Origin of the sequence: Nostoc sp. UHCC 0252 (genome assembly GCF_034931145.1) — a bacterium.
In the GTDB taxonomy this organism is placed as follows: domain Bacteria; phylum Cyanobacteriota; class Cyanobacteriia; order Cyanobacteriales; family Nostocaceae; genus Nostoc.
Genome location: NZ_JAYGHE010000112.1, coordinates 1 through 16,175, shown reverse-complemented (window position 1 = coordinate 16,175; position 16,175 = coordinate 1). Strand labels below are relative to the sequence as shown.

At 41.5% G+C, this 16,175-nt stretch carries 19 protein-coding genes and 1 pseudogene; 4 read left to right on the top strand and 16 right to left on the bottom strand.

Going from position 1 to position 16,175, the window contains the following annotated elements:
* Positions 1-283: pseudogene (locus VB732_RS33525) on the bottom strand (integrase); the annotation flags it as partial.
* A 146-nt stretch (positions 284-429) separates the two neighbouring features.
* Between VB732_RS33525 and VB732_RS33520 the strand changes: the two are divergent.
* The gene (locus tag VB732_RS33520) at positions 430-717 is read left to right on the top strand and encodes a helix-turn-helix transcriptional regulator (RefSeq protein ID WP_323235148.1); all 288 of its coding nucleotides are present in this window, start codon (positions 430-432) and stop codon (positions 715-717) included.
* Positions 718-767: 50 nt separating this feature from the next.
* Positions 768-1,757 (top strand): TniQ family protein, encoded by a 990-nt coding sequence (locus VB732_RS33515; protein WP_323235147.1) that lies wholly within the window; start codon positions 768-770, stop codon positions 1,755-1,757.
* A gap of 177 nt (positions 1,758-1,934) precedes the next feature.
* On the opposite strand, the gene VB732_RS33510 is transcribed toward VB732_RS33515, so the two are convergent.
* The 12 genes from VB732_RS33510 to VB732_RS33455 all read right to left on the bottom strand — a co-directional run bounded on the left by VB732_RS33510 (position 1,935) and on the right by VB732_RS33455 (position 13,452).
* Positions 1,935-4,892: a CHAT domain-containing protein gene (locus tag VB732_RS33510; protein ID WP_323235146.1), complete on the bottom strand. Its 2,958-nt coding sequence runs from the start codon at positions 4,890-4,892 to the stop codon at positions 1,935-1,937.
* 2 nt (positions 4,893-4,894) lie between these two features.
* Entirely contained in the window at positions 4,895-5,224 is a 330-nt protein-coding gene (locus tag VB732_RS33505; protein WP_323235145.1) for a hypothetical protein, read from the bottom strand.
* A 42-nt stretch (positions 5,225-5,266) separates the two neighbouring features.
* Entirely contained in the window at positions 5,267-5,503 is a 237-nt protein-coding gene (locus VB732_RS33500) for a DNA-binding domain-containing protein (protein WP_323235144.1), read from the bottom strand.
* 75 nt (positions 5,504-5,578) lie between these two features.
* Positions 5,579-5,710: a hypothetical protein gene (locus VB732_RS33495; protein WP_323235143.1), complete on the bottom strand. Its 132-nt coding sequence runs from the start codon at positions 5,708-5,710 to the stop codon at positions 5,579-5,581.
* A 29-nt stretch (positions 5,711-5,739) separates the two neighbouring features.
* Entirely contained in the window at positions 5,740-8,619 is a 2,880-nt protein-coding gene (locus tag VB732_RS33490) for a type I restriction endonuclease subunit R (protein WP_323235142.1), read from the bottom strand.
* Positions 8,616-8,906 (bottom strand): type II toxin-antitoxin system VapC family toxin, encoded by a 291-nt coding sequence (locus VB732_RS33485; protein WP_323235149.1) that lies wholly within the window; start codon positions 8,904-8,906, stop codon positions 8,616-8,618. Before VB732_RS33485 ends, VB732_RS33490 begins: the two co-directional genes overlap by 4 nt.
* A gap of 92 nt (positions 8,907-8,998) precedes the next feature.
* Positions 8,999-9,289 carry a DUF2281 domain-containing protein gene (locus VB732_RS33480; RefSeq protein WP_323235141.1) on the bottom strand — a complete coding sequence of 97 codons (291 nt, stop codon included), beginning with the start codon at positions 9,287-9,289 and terminating at the stop codon, positions 8,999-9,001.
* A complete protein-coding gene (locus VB732_RS33475) occupies positions 9,279-9,878 on the bottom strand; it encodes a Uma2 family endonuclease (RefSeq protein ID WP_323235140.1) in 600 nt (199 codons plus the stop codon). The genes VB732_RS33480 and VB732_RS33475 overlap by 11 nt, the downstream gene beginning before the upstream one ends.
* Before the next feature lie 42 nt (positions 9,879-9,920).
* Positions 9,921-10,289 carry a type II toxin-antitoxin system VapC family toxin gene (locus VB732_RS33470; protein ID WP_323235139.1) on the bottom strand — a complete coding sequence of 123 codons (369 nt, stop codon included), beginning with the start codon at positions 10,287-10,289 and terminating at the stop codon, positions 9,921-9,923.
* A complete protein-coding gene (locus VB732_RS33465) occupies positions 10,267-10,527 on the bottom strand; it encodes a hypothetical protein (protein WP_323235138.1) in 261 nt (86 codons plus the stop codon). Before VB732_RS33465 ends, VB732_RS33470 begins: the two co-directional genes overlap by 23 nt.
* Positions 10,528-10,594: 67 nt before the next feature.
* Positions 10,595-11,710 carry a restriction endonuclease subunit S gene (locus VB732_RS33460; RefSeq protein ID WP_323235137.1) on the bottom strand — a complete coding sequence of 372 codons (1,116 nt, stop codon included), beginning with the start codon at positions 11,708-11,710 and terminating at the stop codon, positions 10,595-10,597.
* Positions 11,711-11,838: 128 nt separating this feature from the next.
* Entirely contained in the window at positions 11,839-13,452 is a 1,614-nt protein-coding gene (locus tag VB732_RS33455; protein ID WP_323235136.1) for a type I restriction-modification system subunit M, read from the bottom strand.
* Between the two features lie 110 nt (positions 13,453-13,562).
* Between VB732_RS33455 and VB732_RS33450 the strand changes: the two genes are divergently transcribed.
* Positions 13,563-13,766: a hypothetical protein gene (locus VB732_RS33450; RefSeq protein ID WP_323235135.1), complete on the top strand. Its 204-nt coding sequence runs from the start codon at positions 13,563-13,565 to the stop codon at positions 13,764-13,766.
* Positions 13,767-13,797: 31 nt separating this feature from the next.
* Here VB732_RS33450 and VB732_RS33445 read toward each other — a convergent pair whose 3' ends face one another.
* The 3 genes from VB732_RS33445 to VB732_RS33435 form a co-directional block, all read right to left on the bottom strand.
* On the bottom strand, positions 13,798-15,111 hold the full coding sequence (locus VB732_RS33445) for a hypothetical protein (RefSeq protein ID WP_323235134.1): 1,314 nt from the start codon (positions 15,109-15,111) through the stop codon (positions 13,798-13,800).
* Positions 15,112-15,216: 105 nt separating this feature from the next.
* Positions 15,217-15,501, bottom strand: coding sequence for a helix-turn-helix domain-containing protein (locus tag VB732_RS33440; RefSeq protein ID WP_323235133.1), 285 nt, complete (start codon positions 15,499-15,501; stop codon positions 15,217-15,219).
* Positions 15,494-15,805, bottom strand: coding sequence for a hypothetical protein (locus VB732_RS33435; RefSeq protein WP_323235132.1), 312 nt, complete (start codon positions 15,803-15,805; stop codon positions 15,494-15,496). The genes VB732_RS33440 and VB732_RS33435 overlap by 8 nt, the downstream gene beginning before the upstream one ends.
* A 107-nt stretch (positions 15,806-15,912) precedes the next feature.
* On the opposite strand from VB732_RS33435, the gene VB732_RS33430 reads away from it, so the two are divergent.
* Positions 15,913-16,122 carry a helix-turn-helix transcriptional regulator gene (locus VB732_RS33430; protein WP_323235131.1) on the top strand — a complete coding sequence of 70 codons (210 nt, stop codon included), beginning with the start codon at positions 15,913-15,915 and terminating at the stop codon, positions 16,120-16,122.
* The last annotated feature ends 53 nt before the right edge of the window (positions 16,123-16,175 follow it).

Sequence of the window (16,175 nt, the reverse complement as noted above, 5' to 3'; positions counted from 1 at the left end):
GTCCGTTACTTGCTTGATAGTCAAGTTTAATTTGCGGTGGTTGATCGTAGAATTCTAGAACATCTTCATCATGTTCTAACTGATAGATAATTGGCAGTTCAACCCGATGAGACTCAAATTGAATCGTGACTCCCATCTTGCGGCTAGGGTAGCGTCCTGAAACATTCTTGCTACCGCCACCAACGCGACGGGATGGCTCAGATGAGCGAACTTTCTCAATAATTTTTTGCCCTGCCTCGGATATTTGAAGGCGAGCAACCCATTGTTCAAATTGCTCTTTCATATACTCCTTAGTAAGCGCTTTGCGCTTTATTTTATGAATCTATCAAAATAAGACCATAGAGTTAGGAACTTGCTTGCCTGATGCTATACTACTTAACTTTGTAAAACTTATATTGTGCAAAAGTCCACTTATAGTAGATGGATTTAATGGCGATACTGGTTCAGTATTGTTTTGTAACGCAGAAACACTCCAGTATTGAGTACCGCTTTGGCAAAGCCATTAGGCGGCGAAGGCGAGAGCTAGATTTATCCCAAGAAGAACTGGCTGAAAAGTCAGGACTTCATCGCAACTACATCTCAGGAATCGAAACCGGAGAGCGTAACCCTTCGTTAAAAAATATTGTTAAGTTAGCGGCAGCTTTGGAGATATCTGTCTCCGATCTCTTTGTTAATTACGGCATCGAGGTTAAGAGTGAATCGGAAACTAATTCCTGAAATTTGGCTGTTAAAACTAAAGTACCAGCGTTTAGGTTAATCCCAGAGGGATGACTATTTACTCAGAACATTGGAACCTAAAACCTCCAGAAATTCCGCAACGGAGTCGGTTATTTTCTCTTGAACCTGTGGCAGTGGGAACTCCCTACGCAGAAAGTCTTAGTAGCTATCTCCATCGTTTGGCACAGGCGCACTGTTTAACCTCTCAGAAGCTCGTTATGGGAGAAATTGCGCCACTTATTCTCAAAGATGAGGATAAATCTGAGCTATTGTCAAAAAATCTGAGTCACCTATTGGGAAATAGCGACGCTAAACCGGCTATTAACGGAATGCGAGAAATGACAGGGAAGTTAGTCACTGTCTTAGAAGAGTTAACAATGCGTCAGGATTTGCGCTTTTTGACCCTTTTAAGCTGGAAAGGCATGATTTATGACAAGGGGTTATTTCGGAACTACCGCGCTTGGTGTCCTTGTTGTTGGGAAGAGTGGATACAGGAGAACAAAACTATCTATGAACCCTTATTATGGTCATTTAAGGACGTAGAATTTTGTTTGATTCACAAACAGCGATTAATAGAAGAATGTCCTCATTGTGATTCGCGTTTACCTGTGATGGCTAAGTTTTCACCTGCGGGATTTTGTTCCCGTTGTGACGGGTGGTTAGGACAGGAAATTAAAGGCGAAGAGGATATAGAGAAATATCAAGTTAATATTCAAGGAATTAGCGAATTAATTGCACTTACTCCCCAATTAGGATATGAACCTATTCCAATCGAGTTAACCCGAAAATTACAATTAATTTTGCTAGTGTTTGAACAAGCAATTGACAAGAATTTGCAGTTATTGGGGGATTTAGGGGGAATCATGGAATCGTTGAGGATTGCCTCAACAATAAATCAAAGTCAACCTTATCATTTGGTGAAGTTGATTATTCCTGTGTGTGAGAAGGCGAAAATTAGTTTATCCCAGTTGTTTGGGTCAGATTTTCAGGAATTGGGCAAGATATTGTTCGGGAAATTTAGTCTGGAATTAAAGTTGTAGAAGTTTAGTATAAATAAAGATGCCTCAAAAACCCCGTGATCTTCAGCCCAACTACTGCTACCACATCACCACCCGTTGTAATAAAACTCTATGCTTCAGCCACCAGTGCCAGGTATCGGATTTTTGAAGTGTTGATTATTGCGAGGAAAGGGCTAAACTGCCATGTTGTATTACATACTATAAACTGCCGATCCATAACCCGTCACAGTGATTCATTGGCGAATCATCTGGAACAGAGAACACTTTACAAGTCTTTGCGCGATAGAAGAGACTATTTTGCACTTGATGATTATTATAACGATGATATACGGAACCGCTCGAATCAATGTATGAGTAGGCCGACTGATTTGAAGTGTATGTATAAATTAATGCTGGTAATTTGGCTAGTAAGTTAGCTGATGTTGGCTCAACAAACATCTTGTTTTTTTCTCTCTCTTCTATGTCTTCCATGATTTCATTATACGATTCACACGGAGATCCCCAAACGCGATTGCAAAACTGTCCCCATTTATCGTATCCACTTAGACTCTGGTAAACTCCACCCTGGATGCTAATACCCAATGTATTGTTACTATTGTCAAGCCAGAGTTGATTAATTTTCCTGAGTGTTTCACAGGGAAAATTCACTAATAAATCGTACCAAGATTCATATTTTTCTTTAACCATGACTTGGCAAAAAATCCAAGCAGTTTCCTCATCTGCCTTTCGCCACTGTTTCTGCTTCAGATAATTCGCCAATGCTTCACATAATCCATCTCCTACCAAATCATCAGCACATTTTCTCAATTCAAATTCAAAAGCTTGATTAGGTTTTAATTCTTGATAAGAGTTTTTATATTGTTGAACAGCTAACATCTGATAAAAGCCTTGCCTGAATCGTTCAGGATTTTCCTTATTGGCGAATTTCAACCGAAAAATTTCTTGCCATTTTTCTTCGTTTTTGTTCTCTTTATTACCCCATAACTCATGTAATTTATCAGAAGCTCTTTGGTAGAGAGAATAGACTTTTGGTGCTTCAGGGAGGCGAATATTAGTGATAATATGGGGTAAAATCCGTGAAACTCGATAAACCCTATTTTCTTCTTTAACTTCAGGACTTACCTCAATTAGTCCCAAGTTTAGCCCCCGTTTTAACTGCTGTTTATAATTAGGAAGCTCATTACAAACTGCTTCTAAAGCTGCCATCGATACAGGAATTTCATAAACTAAGCAACAGCTAAGAATTTTCTGTAACGACTCATCAATAAGCTGATACAATTCTTCCCAAATAATTTTTTCTTTCCATAATTCGGGAGTTTGTTCCAGTTTCATTAGTTCATCCTCTGCGTCTTGTTTGCTTAATACTTCATTATTCAGGAATTCCAATAAGCGAGGATTCCCATCTGCTAAATTTAATGCCCATTCTCGTAAATTTGCAGGGAGTTTATCAGACTGAAAATTATCTAAGCGATTGAGCTTTTTAGTCAGTTCAGACCCTTTAAGTGGTTGTAAGCCTTGTTTATAGAAATATTCCAATAAATCAGAATCAAATTCATAGCGACAAGTAATAATAATCCTGTTGTTACTTCCCGTTTCTTGGATTGCTTCAACTAAAGCTTTTAATATTGGGGCTGCTGTATCTTTAAGAATGTATCCACCTGCACGGGGTTCGAGATTCCATTCAAAATCATCAACAATCAGGAGAAATGGTTTTTCTCCCATTTCTGATAGTTGATTGAATAGGTAACTTAATCGGTATTTTAGTTCAATCTGACTATTTTCTAGATAGGGAATTAGTTCGAGTTGCGCTGGCTTAATCAGTTTATTCTTGAGTTTTTGAATCAAATAAGATTCATCAATTTGTCGCCACCAGAGAATTTTTTCATGTTCAGGTAGCCTATCCCACAGTCGAGAGGCAATGGTACTTTTCCCCCATCCACCCATTCCATGAATTAATATCCCTACTTTGTCAAAATCTGTCTTCAGAGTTCGCAAACAATTTTGTAACTGACGACGACGACCGACAAAATCTTCCCTTTTAGCAACTCTTAACCGATTTTCATCATCTCTAAATTCTACTGTAGTAGAAGGTTTTGGCAGTTGCTTTCTTCCCCTTGTCCTTAAAGTCGTTACTAAGGCTTCCGGTAAAGTATTTGCCACATACAGCCGTAATTTATGCCAATCAGGGGTTTTTTGTTGAATCAGTGTCCGATAGGTAGAAGATAAAGCCTGTGTCACCGTCCCCCCCTGAGATAATTCCCAGTACAATTGACTAGCCGCAGCAGTAGCATCGGTATCGCGGACATTTTGACCCCAGCCAAGTACAGCAGTTGCACTCATTTTCAATAATTCTTCTGCCATTGAGGGAACTGCACCATCAGCCGAGTAACCTGTACGGCAACCAGAGAGGAAAATTAAAGACGGGAATCGAAATTGCAGGGCATTGTAAATATCGGCTGTACCGCTATCAACTCGGTTGCCATATTCGTCTTCAGCCAGAAAGAAGGGCTTTTTATCTTCATGAGTCGCATGACCTGTTAAATGAAAGATATCAAAGTATCCTGTTTCATATTCCCTAACCACATAACTCAACTCTTTTAAACAGCCGCTTTCTTCTACTCTCAAATCTATCGGGGCGCGTGCGGTTGCCTGTAAAATTTTACCTTCTTCAGCTTCATAATCTAATTCTGGTGTAACTCCTAACGGCGAAGTAGCCATAAACAGCACATTCAGGGGGCGATTTTGAGGAGAGTTAGCTGTAGTTATTGCTTTACCATTGGATACCCATCGCACGGGAATAATTGGGGGTGTTTTCTCCACCAAAAAACTATGGCCATTATGCAGAAGTTCCCAAGGCAGATGCGCTAGTCCTTTATCTGTGGCGATCGCTATAATCAAACCTTGGGGATGGGGTTCTTTTAGGGCATTGGCTAAAATGCGATCGCTCTTGTCTAGCCAGTTGTAAAGTGCTTGTCCCGTGGTCGCATAATCCACCGGGAGACGGGTGTAGTAGTCTGTTTCTGCTTTATCACTTAACTTTTTGATTTCAGCCAGAAGTAGTCTGTGTTCCTTGTAATCAGCAGGTTTGTCCCAAAAATAGCGTAAAGAAACATAATCCTGTCCTTGCAGGGTCAAACTAATGTGGAGAATCTTCATTGCTACTTGTAGTTTTCTAGAATCTCTTTGATTTGCTCTACTGTTGCGTCTTTGAGCAGTAATCGCCGATTGTCATCAGTAACAATTAAAACTTTCTCAATCCTGGCACCAGTTGGGTCATGTAAGGACTTTTGATACTTCTCCTTCCACTTGTGAATGCTTTCTGCAACGGTCAATGTTCCACTCACAATTCCCACAATTGTGGCTATGGTGGCTAAGGTTCCTTCTCGCTCGACTTCTTCAATGGTTTGATAGTTTCCTTCTAGTCCCTCAATTGCTAAAAGTTCTTCTGTAGCTTTGACTGCATCTCGTCCTTGGATTTCAATTTTCATATTGTTAAATCTTTAAATAAAAACTTCGGAGAGAAAATCCAGTTAAATGGCGCTTATATTTTTACTTGAAGTGTTTTTGACCAAACTTTTTAGCTCTAACATTCGAGCTTCCAATGCTGCCGCTCTGTGGCTCAACGGGATTTCTTCGCTTGCACCCAGATACTGAGCCAAAGCATTTAAAATCACTTCGGTTTTGGTTAAGTGAGTCTCGGCAATGTAGACTTCTAACCGCTTATGAAGATTAGTTGGTATTCGGATACCAATAGAAATATTAGACACTAGTAGAGGAGGTAAGAAACTGTCTAACAATGTAGCACGAGGTTTACATCCCACCTTGGCATCTATCTAAAATTTTTACATTCCTTGGAAATGCGCGATCGCTCTGCAAATACCTTGAGAATGCACAGCAGTTGTAGTCCAAAGTTGCATTCCCACTTCAGCAGGTGGTAACATCTGGGCTAACTTGTTTGCATCTACTTCTACCACAGATGCGATCGCCTGCTTTGAGAACTGTTTTATTCTTCCTCCCCAAGCTCACCAAGAGCGTCATCAAATTTGTTGATGATGTCGAGTAATTTTGATACGACTCGCGCAAATATTTTTTTACGCTCTAATAATTTCGGTTTTTCGTTGCAAGCACTCAACACGGTTTCCCTTAACGGTTCTTTGCCAGAAAATTTGTAGTCGGAAATCATTTGATTAACGGCTTCGATCTTGAGGTTCTCCTCTATACAGAGTTGCTGAATCGCTTCAACACGTTCTTGAGTCCAGAAGTCTTGAAAGACGGTTTCCACTTTTTCTTCGGGTTCAAGGGTGGGTAGCCGCTCTTCGATAAATTTCTCAAGCAGATCCCGCTTGCTGCGTAGTTGGACTTCTTTCCCGATTAGCTCAAGGATAGACGCTTTCTGATTTTGGTAATCTTCCTGGGTAGCATCATCCTTGATGTCTCGCTGGAGGTTAGCCAGCAGCTTAAGAATATAGGAGACGTTAATTTCGTCTCGCTGGATCAGTTCCAGTTCAAAATCGACTTCCTCAATCAAAGATTCTTTCTCGTCATCGGGTTTGGATCGCGTTCTATCATAGATGTCCAGATATTTGCTTTTATAATCTTCAAAGGTTTGTTCATCCAGATTCAAGTCGGAAAAACTAAATTCAGTAAATGATTTACTTACATTCTGTAAACGGATAAGATTACGAAAGGCTTTAACGAACTCAACTTGGTCGTCTTCACTAATAAGCTTATTGACATCGTTAGGAATAGTGGCAATTGCCCTCAGTTCTTGCACCCCCTCATTAAATTTTTCAATGTAGTATCCGTAGGGTTCAATGAAAATTTCTTCGCTTGCGTTGGTGTCGGAAAAGAGGGCAACGGCTTGATCAGTGTTCTCTTTGAGGTTACGGAAAGAGACGATATTCCCTTGGGATTTAAGTTCGCCCAAAATGCGATTAGTGCGGGAATATGCTTGAATTAATCCGTGATACTTCAGATTTTTGTCAACGTAAAGTGTATTGAGCTTTTTGACATCAAAGCCCGTGAGAAACATATTGACGACTAATAGAATATCGGCGCGTTCCTGATCCTGAAAGTTTTCTCGATCGCGGTCTTTCATCCGCTTGGCGATATCTTTATAGTAGGCATAGAAAGCCTGACTATCTTTGGCGGAATGTTGGGTTTGGTACATCTGGTTATACTCCGCGATAAATTGATTCAGTTTGTCGCGGCTATGGCTACGGTTGCTTGTATCTGCGCTGATATTAAAATCAGGTTCTCCAATTAAGCCGTTTGCGTCTTGGTCTTCTTCGTTATAGCCAGGGGTAAAAATCGTGATCACTCGTAGGTCATGTAATCCCTGCTTTTGTTTGTTTTTGAACGTGTCGTAATAAGTAATTAGGGTGTCTACGCTGCTGGCGCAGAGCATCGCTGAGAATTTTCTACTGTGGGTTTTACGGTTATGGTTGGCAATAATCCAATCGACAATTAGAGAAATTCGGTCGGGATTTTCAAAGAATTCTCGGTCTAATTTTGGCTCTGTGATCAGCGTGCCGTCTTTGCGTTTGATTTTGCCCCAATACTCGACGGAAAATTTAAGCACGTTTTCATCAGCGATCGCATTAGTGATCACATATTTATGCAGACATTCCTGGAATAGGTCTTTGGTGGTGCGTTTACCGTGTTCGTTGCTAGCAGCGTTATCGGCAAAGATGGGAGTCCCGGTAAAGCCGAACATTTGGGCTTGGGTAAAGAATTTGACGATATTTTTGTGGGTTTCGCCAAATTGGGAACGGTGGCATTCATCAAAGATAAACACAATGCGCTTATCTTTCAAGCTCTCCATTGCGGTTTCATGGCGTTGGGATTTGATCGCTCGGTTGAGTTTCTGGATAGTGGTGACAATGAGGCGATTATCCCCAGCCATTTGTTCTACCAGTTGGCGTGTGTTGTCAGTGGTGTCTACGCAGTCGGGGCTGAAATAATTAAATTCTCTGCTGGTCTGATAATCGAGGTCGGCGCGATCGACGACAAACAGCACTTTATGCACTTTGGGTATTTGGGTGAGAATTTGGGCAGCTTTGAAGCTGGTGAGGGTTTTGCCTGATCCGGTGGTGTGCCAGATATAGCCATTTTTATCGGTATCCTTGACTCGCTCAATGATGGCTTCTACTGCGTAATATTGATAGGGGCGCAGCACCATCAGCACTTTGTCGGATTCGTGCAGGACAATGTACTTACAGATCATTTTGGAGATGTGGCATTTCTCCAGAAAGCTGTCGGCGAAGTCTTCCAGTTGGGTTATCAGCTTGTTTTCTTGATCTGCCCAGTAGAAGGTTTGTTTAAATTCTTGTTTGCGGTTGTTGGCGTAGTAGCGGGTATTGACACCGTTGGAGATGACGAAAATTTGGACGTATTGAAACAGTCCATTGTCTGCGCCGTAGGAATGGCGCTGGTAGCGGTTGATTTGGTTGAAGGCTTCTTTGAGTTCCAGTCCTCGGCGTTTCAGTTCAATTTGCACGAGGGGCAAGCCGTTAATCAGCAGGGTTACGTCGTAGCGATTTTTGTAATTGCCTTGCTGGGTAATCTGGTTGGTGACTTGATATTGATTTTGACACCAGTGTTCGGTGTTGAGGAATTCCAGGTAAAAGGTTTTGCCGTCGTCGCGGCTGAGTTCCATTTTGTCGCGGAGGCGTTTGGCGCGATCGAAGACGTTACCTTTGTCGAGGTGGTTGAGGATGCTTTTAAACTCGGTGTCGCTGAGTTTGATACCGTTATGTTTTTCCAGTTGGGTTTTGAGGTTGGCTTTCAGGTCTTCGGCATTACGAAGGGTGACAGGTTCGTAGTCTAATCCTCTTAGACGTTCAATCAGTTTTTGTTCAAGTTCGGCTTCGGTTTGGGTCATGGGGAATGGGTGGGATTATAAATATTTAAGCCTTGGATGAAGCGAAAATCTTTAAGGTTTAAGGTATAGAGGCTAATGTTATGGGTTAGGGCAGTGGCAGCAATCAGGGCATCGGGAATTGTGAGTTTATGACTTAGGGAATATTGCGCCATGAGTTGAATAAATTTCTCTGAAATGGGCTGATCGATAGGGATATTTTGGAGTAGGTCTAGGTGTTGCTGAATACGATTAAGTTCGTTTTTATTGATTGCGCCATAGTACAGTTCGGCTCTAGTGATTACGCTAATGGCTAATTGATGAATGTCAAGCTAACGTAATTCTTGAATGATAGCGGTATTATTTTTATAGAATTCAATGAGGATATTGGTATCACACAAAATCATTGATTCTCGTCACCCCATGCGTCTTTGCGGATGGTGTCTAGGGTAATGTTTTTCCCTTCCCAAATTCCGGCTAGGGCGAAAAAGTCTTGATCCTGTTGGGTAGATGTTTTGGGTTGTTGATCTTGTTGTTGGCGATCGGTTTGAAATTCTAGGAATTCTACAAATTCGATCACTTTTTTTTGTTGTTCGGGGGGGAGTTGTTGGATTTTTTGGATTACGGTTTCGAGGGTTAGCATATTGGGCGTTAGGTAATGGGTAGTAGGTAATGCTTTGATTCTATTCCCCATTCCCTGGTTCAAGGGTTAAACCGCGATAGACTTGTTCAATAGGGAAATTAAGGTTAATGCTTTTGAGTTCGATCGCGTCGCCTTCTTTGTAGTTGATAATCAACCAGTCGCCTGCATCGTTTTTGTGATAAAGGTCGATTTCGATGCTGGTGGAACTGACTAGTAGGTAATCAATTAAGGCTGGGTTTTGGCGGTACATTCGGAATTTGCCGCCGCGATCGTAGGCTTCGGTGCTGGTGGAGAGGACTTCGACGATTAAGCAAGGGTAAGTAATATATTGGGTTGTGGTTTTATCGCGATCGCCACAAGTAACGCTGACATCTGGGTAGGTGTAGTTATTTGTGCCGACAATATTAATTCGTAGGTCTGAAGTTGCAGTTTCGCAGCCACTCCCTTCTAAATGATTACTAAACAATGTGATCAATCTGGCAGCAAGTAGGCTATGGTTTTTGCTACCACCGGTCATAGCATAGATACCCATAGGATAAACTTGACCGTTGATCAGTTCGTGTTTTTCTAGTTGCTGTTCTTCCCAGGCAAAGTATTCTTCGGGGGTTAAGTTTGTGGGTTTGTCTTTGGCGGCGATCATTTTTTTTATAATTGGTAATACTTTTATTTTATTCGCTGTTCCCTAACTTTTCGTTGCTAAAGAAATAACCTGTACTTCGCTGATTTTGGATAACTGCTTATCATTGGTAATCAACACTGCTGCACACTCCCAAGCACTCGCAAGAATAACAGCATCAGGCATCTTTAAGCTATATTTTCGCCTTAATTGAATTGTTTTTTCGGCAATAGTCGTATCTAGAGATACTTCGATAAGAGTTTTTAGAGTTGAGCGAATTAAATTATCTTCTTGCGAAGATAAACCCTTAAAAGATAAAATCTCAATACTTGTAATGACAGAATAACCTATGTTACCATTAGGTATAGGTTGGGTTAATTCTTGATTGAACAATGAAATCAAAATATTAGTATCAATGAGATAATCCAGTTTCATCCCACTCACTCCGAATTTGCTCTTGCCAAGCTAAAGGATTAACCCCTTGAAAAGCCGTAATTTTCCCTGAGAGTTGGTTAATGGGATGCTCTGAAGCATTATCAGGATTAGATTGACTATCAACTGGTTGACTATGGAGTTTTTGACTGAGATATTGCAAAACCTCCTGTTGTTCTGTCCAAGATAATTGTTCAAGTAAACTAAATACTTGTTCTTTGGTAATTTGCAAGTTCAGCATTGCTTAAATCTCCATACTTTCTATTAGTTAATAGGTAATACTTTTATTGTATTCCTTGTTCCTTTTTTCAAATAAACAGTTTTTGCAGTAAGCCTTTTTTGAATTTTTCGGTTTGTTCGATTTGGCGGGAGAGGGTTTCGATTTTGCGATCAATTGCGGTTAGAAAGTTGGCTATTTTTTCTTGTTCTTTCTTGCTTGGGAAATATACTAAAAAATCACCAACATCTTTGCTAGTTATATTTGGATCTTTTCTACTACTACCTGCATATTTCCTCCATTTTTTTACATTGCTATTAAGAAAGAACAATAGATATTGAGGATCTAAGTTATTCTTGACTTGAACAACTGAAATAGCTTGATTTGTTGCAGCTTCTATTTTTAATATTCCTGTCCTCCCAATCTGATTGAAACCCCCATACATTGCAATCAATATCGAATTCACTGGATTCTTTTTTGCAGAAGTTTCTTTAAGGGCTATGTCGGAGATAAGTTCTTCAGTCTCCCAAATCTCGGAATTATTTAAGTCTGTAGTTTTTACCCACGGAATAGAGCCATCTTTAAAATAAACATCATTCGATCTTAATGGTGTTACTCCAGAAGAAATCAGCGAAATTTCTTTTAACTTCTTTCTTTCCCAATCGGGGAAGGGAGAAGCGATCGCACCCTTAAACCGAATCTCTTGAGAAAAGATTTTCTGCATTACGCCGCGTTTGTAGGTCTGCAAGAGTTCCTGCTTGCGGCGGAGTTGGGTTAAACGGCGATCGACAGCCCCCAAAAAACTAGCAATCTTTTCTTGTTCTTCCAGGCTAGGTATATTGATCTTCCAGCAATACCACTGCTCCACCTTAAAGAGCATCTTTTCAATGTGTACGCCAATACTGGAATGAAAACAAATTTGTTGAAAATAGACTGTGTAAGACAGAAAATTCCAAAATTCAGGGATGATTTTATCTGTGAAATTTATAACTAAGTATTCATTAGATACAATCGCACCATCAAGCTGCTTAGGTACAAATCCACAAGCTCCATGTACAATTTGCCGTTTCGATATCAAAAAGTCGTCTTCTCGAATATAGAATTGACTTTTAACGGCAATATCTCTCCCCTTGAGCTTTTCTCTTTCTACAATTCCTCCTCTAGAGCGTTTTGCAGTTACGAGAGTGTATAGCTCATCGTCTTCCATTACTACAGGGCGGATTACTTCCTCAACTAAGTCGCTAATCGACAATCTGTCCCAGCCCTCTTTTAGAGGTGCTAGGCGAGGTTTTCCATGTTGTACAGATACAGGATATTTTTGGTGGGTTTTATCGCTCATAACGGTGCCTCAATTCCCAACTCATCACAAAACCCCCGAATCAGCCGATCCGTCTCCACCATATCGCGATCGCACTGCCTCAACTTTGCCGCTACAGCCGCCAGATCAATGTCCTCCTCCTCCTCAAACGTATCCACATAACGCGGAATATTTAAATTAAAATCATTCTCGGCAATCTCCGCTAACGGTGCGCGATCGCTATACTTAGCTTCCTCTATCCTTTGGCGATAAGTCGCAATAATTTTTTCAACATCCTCATCCCGCAAATAGTTCTGATTCTTCGCCTTCTCAAAATAGGCACTGGCATCAATAAACAAAACATCTTCAGGAGATTCCCGGCACTTTTTCAACACCAGAATGCAAGTCGGGATACTCGTCCCATAAAAAATATTCGCAGGCAACCCAATCACCGCATCCAACCAATTCCGCTCCTTGATTAGATACTGGCGAATATGCCCCTCCGCCCCTCCTCGAAACAAAACCCCGTGGGGCAACACCACCGCCATAATGCCGTTCTCATCTAGGTGATGCAGCATGTGCTGGACAAAGGCAAAATCAGCCTTAGAAGCTGGGGCTAACTTCCCATACTGACTAAAGCGATCGTCTGACTCAAATAACTTATTCGCACTCCACTGCGCCGAAAACGGCGGATTCGCCACCACCGCCTCAAACCGCATACCCTCATGCTGGGGGTTCTCTAACGTATCCTCTTGCCTAAGATCAAAATTCCGATAATGCACCCCATGCAAAATCATGTTCATCCGCGCCAGGTTGTAAGTCGTGCGGTTCATTTCTTGCCCGTAAAAATCCCCGACTGATTCCACCTCCCGCGCCACCCGTAGCAGCAAAGATCCCGAACCACAAGTCGGGTCATAAACCGACTTCAGCCGCTCCTTCCCCGTCGTCACAATCTTCGCCAATACCTTAGAAACCTGCTGCGGCGTGTAAAACTCCCCTGCCTTTTTCCCCGCACCACTGGCAAACTGCCCAATCAAATACTCATAGGCATCCCCCAGCACATCGCTCTCGGTGTCTCCCAACCGAAAATCAATCTTATCCAGATGCACTAAAATCTTGGCAATTAAAGCATTTTTCGCCTTCGGAGTCCGCCCCAACTTCGTCGAATTCAGATCCAGATCCTCAAACAAATGATCAAAATCTTCCTCACTTTCCTTGCCCATAGTCGAGCGTTCAATGTTATTTAAAACATCCGTCAAATCCCCCAAAATAAAAATTGAACTCTTTTCTAACTCCTCATCACTAATCTCATCCTTATCGGCCTGATTGCCTAATGCCCGTTTAGCCAGAGAACTAAACAACTCAGATGGCTTCAAAAAATAACCTAACTCGGCAATAGATTCCTCTTTAATTGCGTCTAAATATTCCTGCCCCTCTTCCGACGACTCATCAAGCTCTAGAAAATCAATCTTATCCTCAGCTAAAATTTCATTAGCGTAAAGATGCTGACGCTCGGATAGGTACTTATAGAAAATAAACCCTAAGCAATAATCCCGAAACTCATCAGCATTCATCTTGCCCCGTAGCGAATCGGCAATATTCCAAAGCTGAGTTTCTAATTTTTTCTTTTGTCCGTTTTGTCCGTTCGTCATTTATCTCTCGTACTGGGCGATCGCTAGCACCGCCAAGAAGCGGTATCTAAGCAACGTAAGATTAACACACAAGATGATTCGTTTGTACAGTGCGTAAGTCCTAGACCACATTGCTACAGGAAATTGAGCAGCTAAAAGAAAGCCTCAAGCAGAATCAAATTATTAATGCTCTGGAAAAATCCTTCTATGCCACTGGCAGCAAGGCTGGTAAAGATGAGGATGGCTATAGCTATTTCGATCTGATACGCGATGCGATCGCGCCATCAATTTTTGTGAAAGCTGAATTAAAAAATCCTGGGTGCGTTATTGGGTGAGAAATATTGCAGGAGTATGCTAGCTAAACTGTTAGCCAGTACTTTCACTTGGAACAAAACTTAGTGTTTGCTCAATTGATTTGAGCGCTGATTGAATATCTGTACTCAGTGCATCTGCCTCGGCTTTAATTACAGTCACACCCTTACCAATTTCCGTCAGGGATTTTTTTATAGTTCTGATTCGTCCTAAAGCTGTGCGGATCTGCTGAATTTGTTGTTCAACAGCAGTCACATCCAATTCTGACTCAAAGGTACGCAATTTATTTAACCTTTGCTGGATCACCAAAAAGCGGATAGCAATAATTAAAAATGGATGGGTTGTGGCGATCCAATAACCCGACTCAGAAACGCCCTCTGCCCAATCACCGATTTCCTGCGCTAATCCCTCGCGGGAATAACTTAAAAAAATTGCCGAGTTTGCAGAACGCCGCACCATTGCTGACTGTAAATGTTGAGTGATTGCTTGGCGACCAAAAGGTTTTGAAGGTCGTTTCCTAGCTTCAATCACTATTGACAGTTCAATTACAGCTAACGATTTACTGGTGAACTTTAGGAGAATATCGCCGGTATCCCCATCACGGCCAATATGCTCCACCTCTACTCCACTCAACTTTGACCAATTTCGCAGTTCGACAACGACTAATTCTTCAAAGTTGATGCCTTTTGCAGTTGTCTGCTCAAGTACTTGTTGTGTCACCTGTTGATCTCGAATTTCTCTGGTCAATTTTTCTACTTGTTCGGTTAATGGTTTGACAGACTCAGAAACTACATTTTTAACTGCCGCAGCCAGAGTACCATTTTCCTTAGTGGCATTTATTAATGCTGCTTTAAATGCGCCTTGAATTGAATCAGAGCGTTTGGCATCTAAAAGTTGACGTAATGAAGAGAGAAAGCGGCCAACAACAGAAGTTTCTCTGGCGGGGTCAATTTCGAGTGTAAGTAAAGTGCTGACGCTATTGAGTTTTTCAGTGAGGATGGCTGATGTCAGATTAATTTGAGTTTGGAGTGGAGCTAATAATTGCCCATTATCTGTCCCGACTTGATTAATTAATTCCTGCTGGAAAGACTCTGCAATTACCTTGACTGCCTGCTGAAACTCCACCAACAAGGATTCCATCTGCTGCTTAATTAATTCGTTGCCATGACGAGTTTGAGCAGTTTGCAAGCAAAGAAATCCTAACTCAAAAGCATCCCGGCAAATATCCTCGTATTCTGACTGGGGAAATTGTTGTAAGTAGCTGATTGCATTTTTGAGAGGGATTGCCATGCGATGAATCAGGACATGGCTTTGGGTCAATTCAATACTGGAGGGCAAGTAATAGGAATCATTGGTGGAGCGGTTCATGGAGCAGTGGGTAGGCTGATGACGATAAATTGCACCCTACTACCTATTTTTTATGCCAGTCAAGGTGATGAAGAAAAGTTTTGTCAATTTGCAAAAACTGAAGAATTAATTTGGTGGTTGAGAATTATGCCACTCTTCCAACAGAGGATTAATTACTTCGGCGTTGGCGAAAAGAAAATCAGCCACAGCCATAATTCGCTGATAAGGTAATCCAGCTTCTCTGCGGCTGGCTTGTCCACCCAACCAGTGATAAGCCGTCGATTTAGAGATGGCACAGATTTTCGCTAATTCTTCGTAACCCAATCCCCAACGATAGCTAAAATCTTGGGGGGACAGAAACATTTGGTTGTGCAGTTCTAGCAACTGCTGATGTTGTTGAGCTTCAGACATGATTGCCCCGAAGCCCTTCCAATGATGACTTTTCTAGGGATTCGATATCATCCTCGAAAGCAAAGTCACAGATGCAAATTTCACGAGAGGGACTGCGCTCATCTAAAAGAACCAAGTAATGTAAGCCAGTGGCAATGCAACTGGCTTGTTGCGTGTAGATTACTCCGATGACGCGGCCAAAGTCACCGTTGGGTACTTGAAACCATCGCACCCATTCACCGAGATGAAATCTCTGCTGAGGGAATTCGCTGGGAATTACTTTTGGCATCGCTACTGGCGGAATCTGAGGAAATGTATTCGTCATATTTATTGCGGATAGCGTTGCACCAATATTTTTAAATTAACATATAGTGTGCAAAACTAAACTTATTGTGTATAGATTAATTATCTACACTCCCTCACGATGGTTCTGTGAGGCAAAAAAACCAAGATCCAGATATTGAATATCGCTTTGGCAAAGCTATTAGACGGCGACGACGAGAATTAGACCTTTCTCAAGAAGAGTTAGCTGAAAGGGCTGGTCTTCATCGCAATTACATTTCTAGTATCGAAACAGGGACTCGTAATCCTTCACTAAAAAATATAGAAAAGCTTGCACAGGCGCTGAACCAAAAGTGTTGAATGTTAAGAAAAATCCGATAAAAACAGCCCAAAACCAAAATATGTTAAACTTT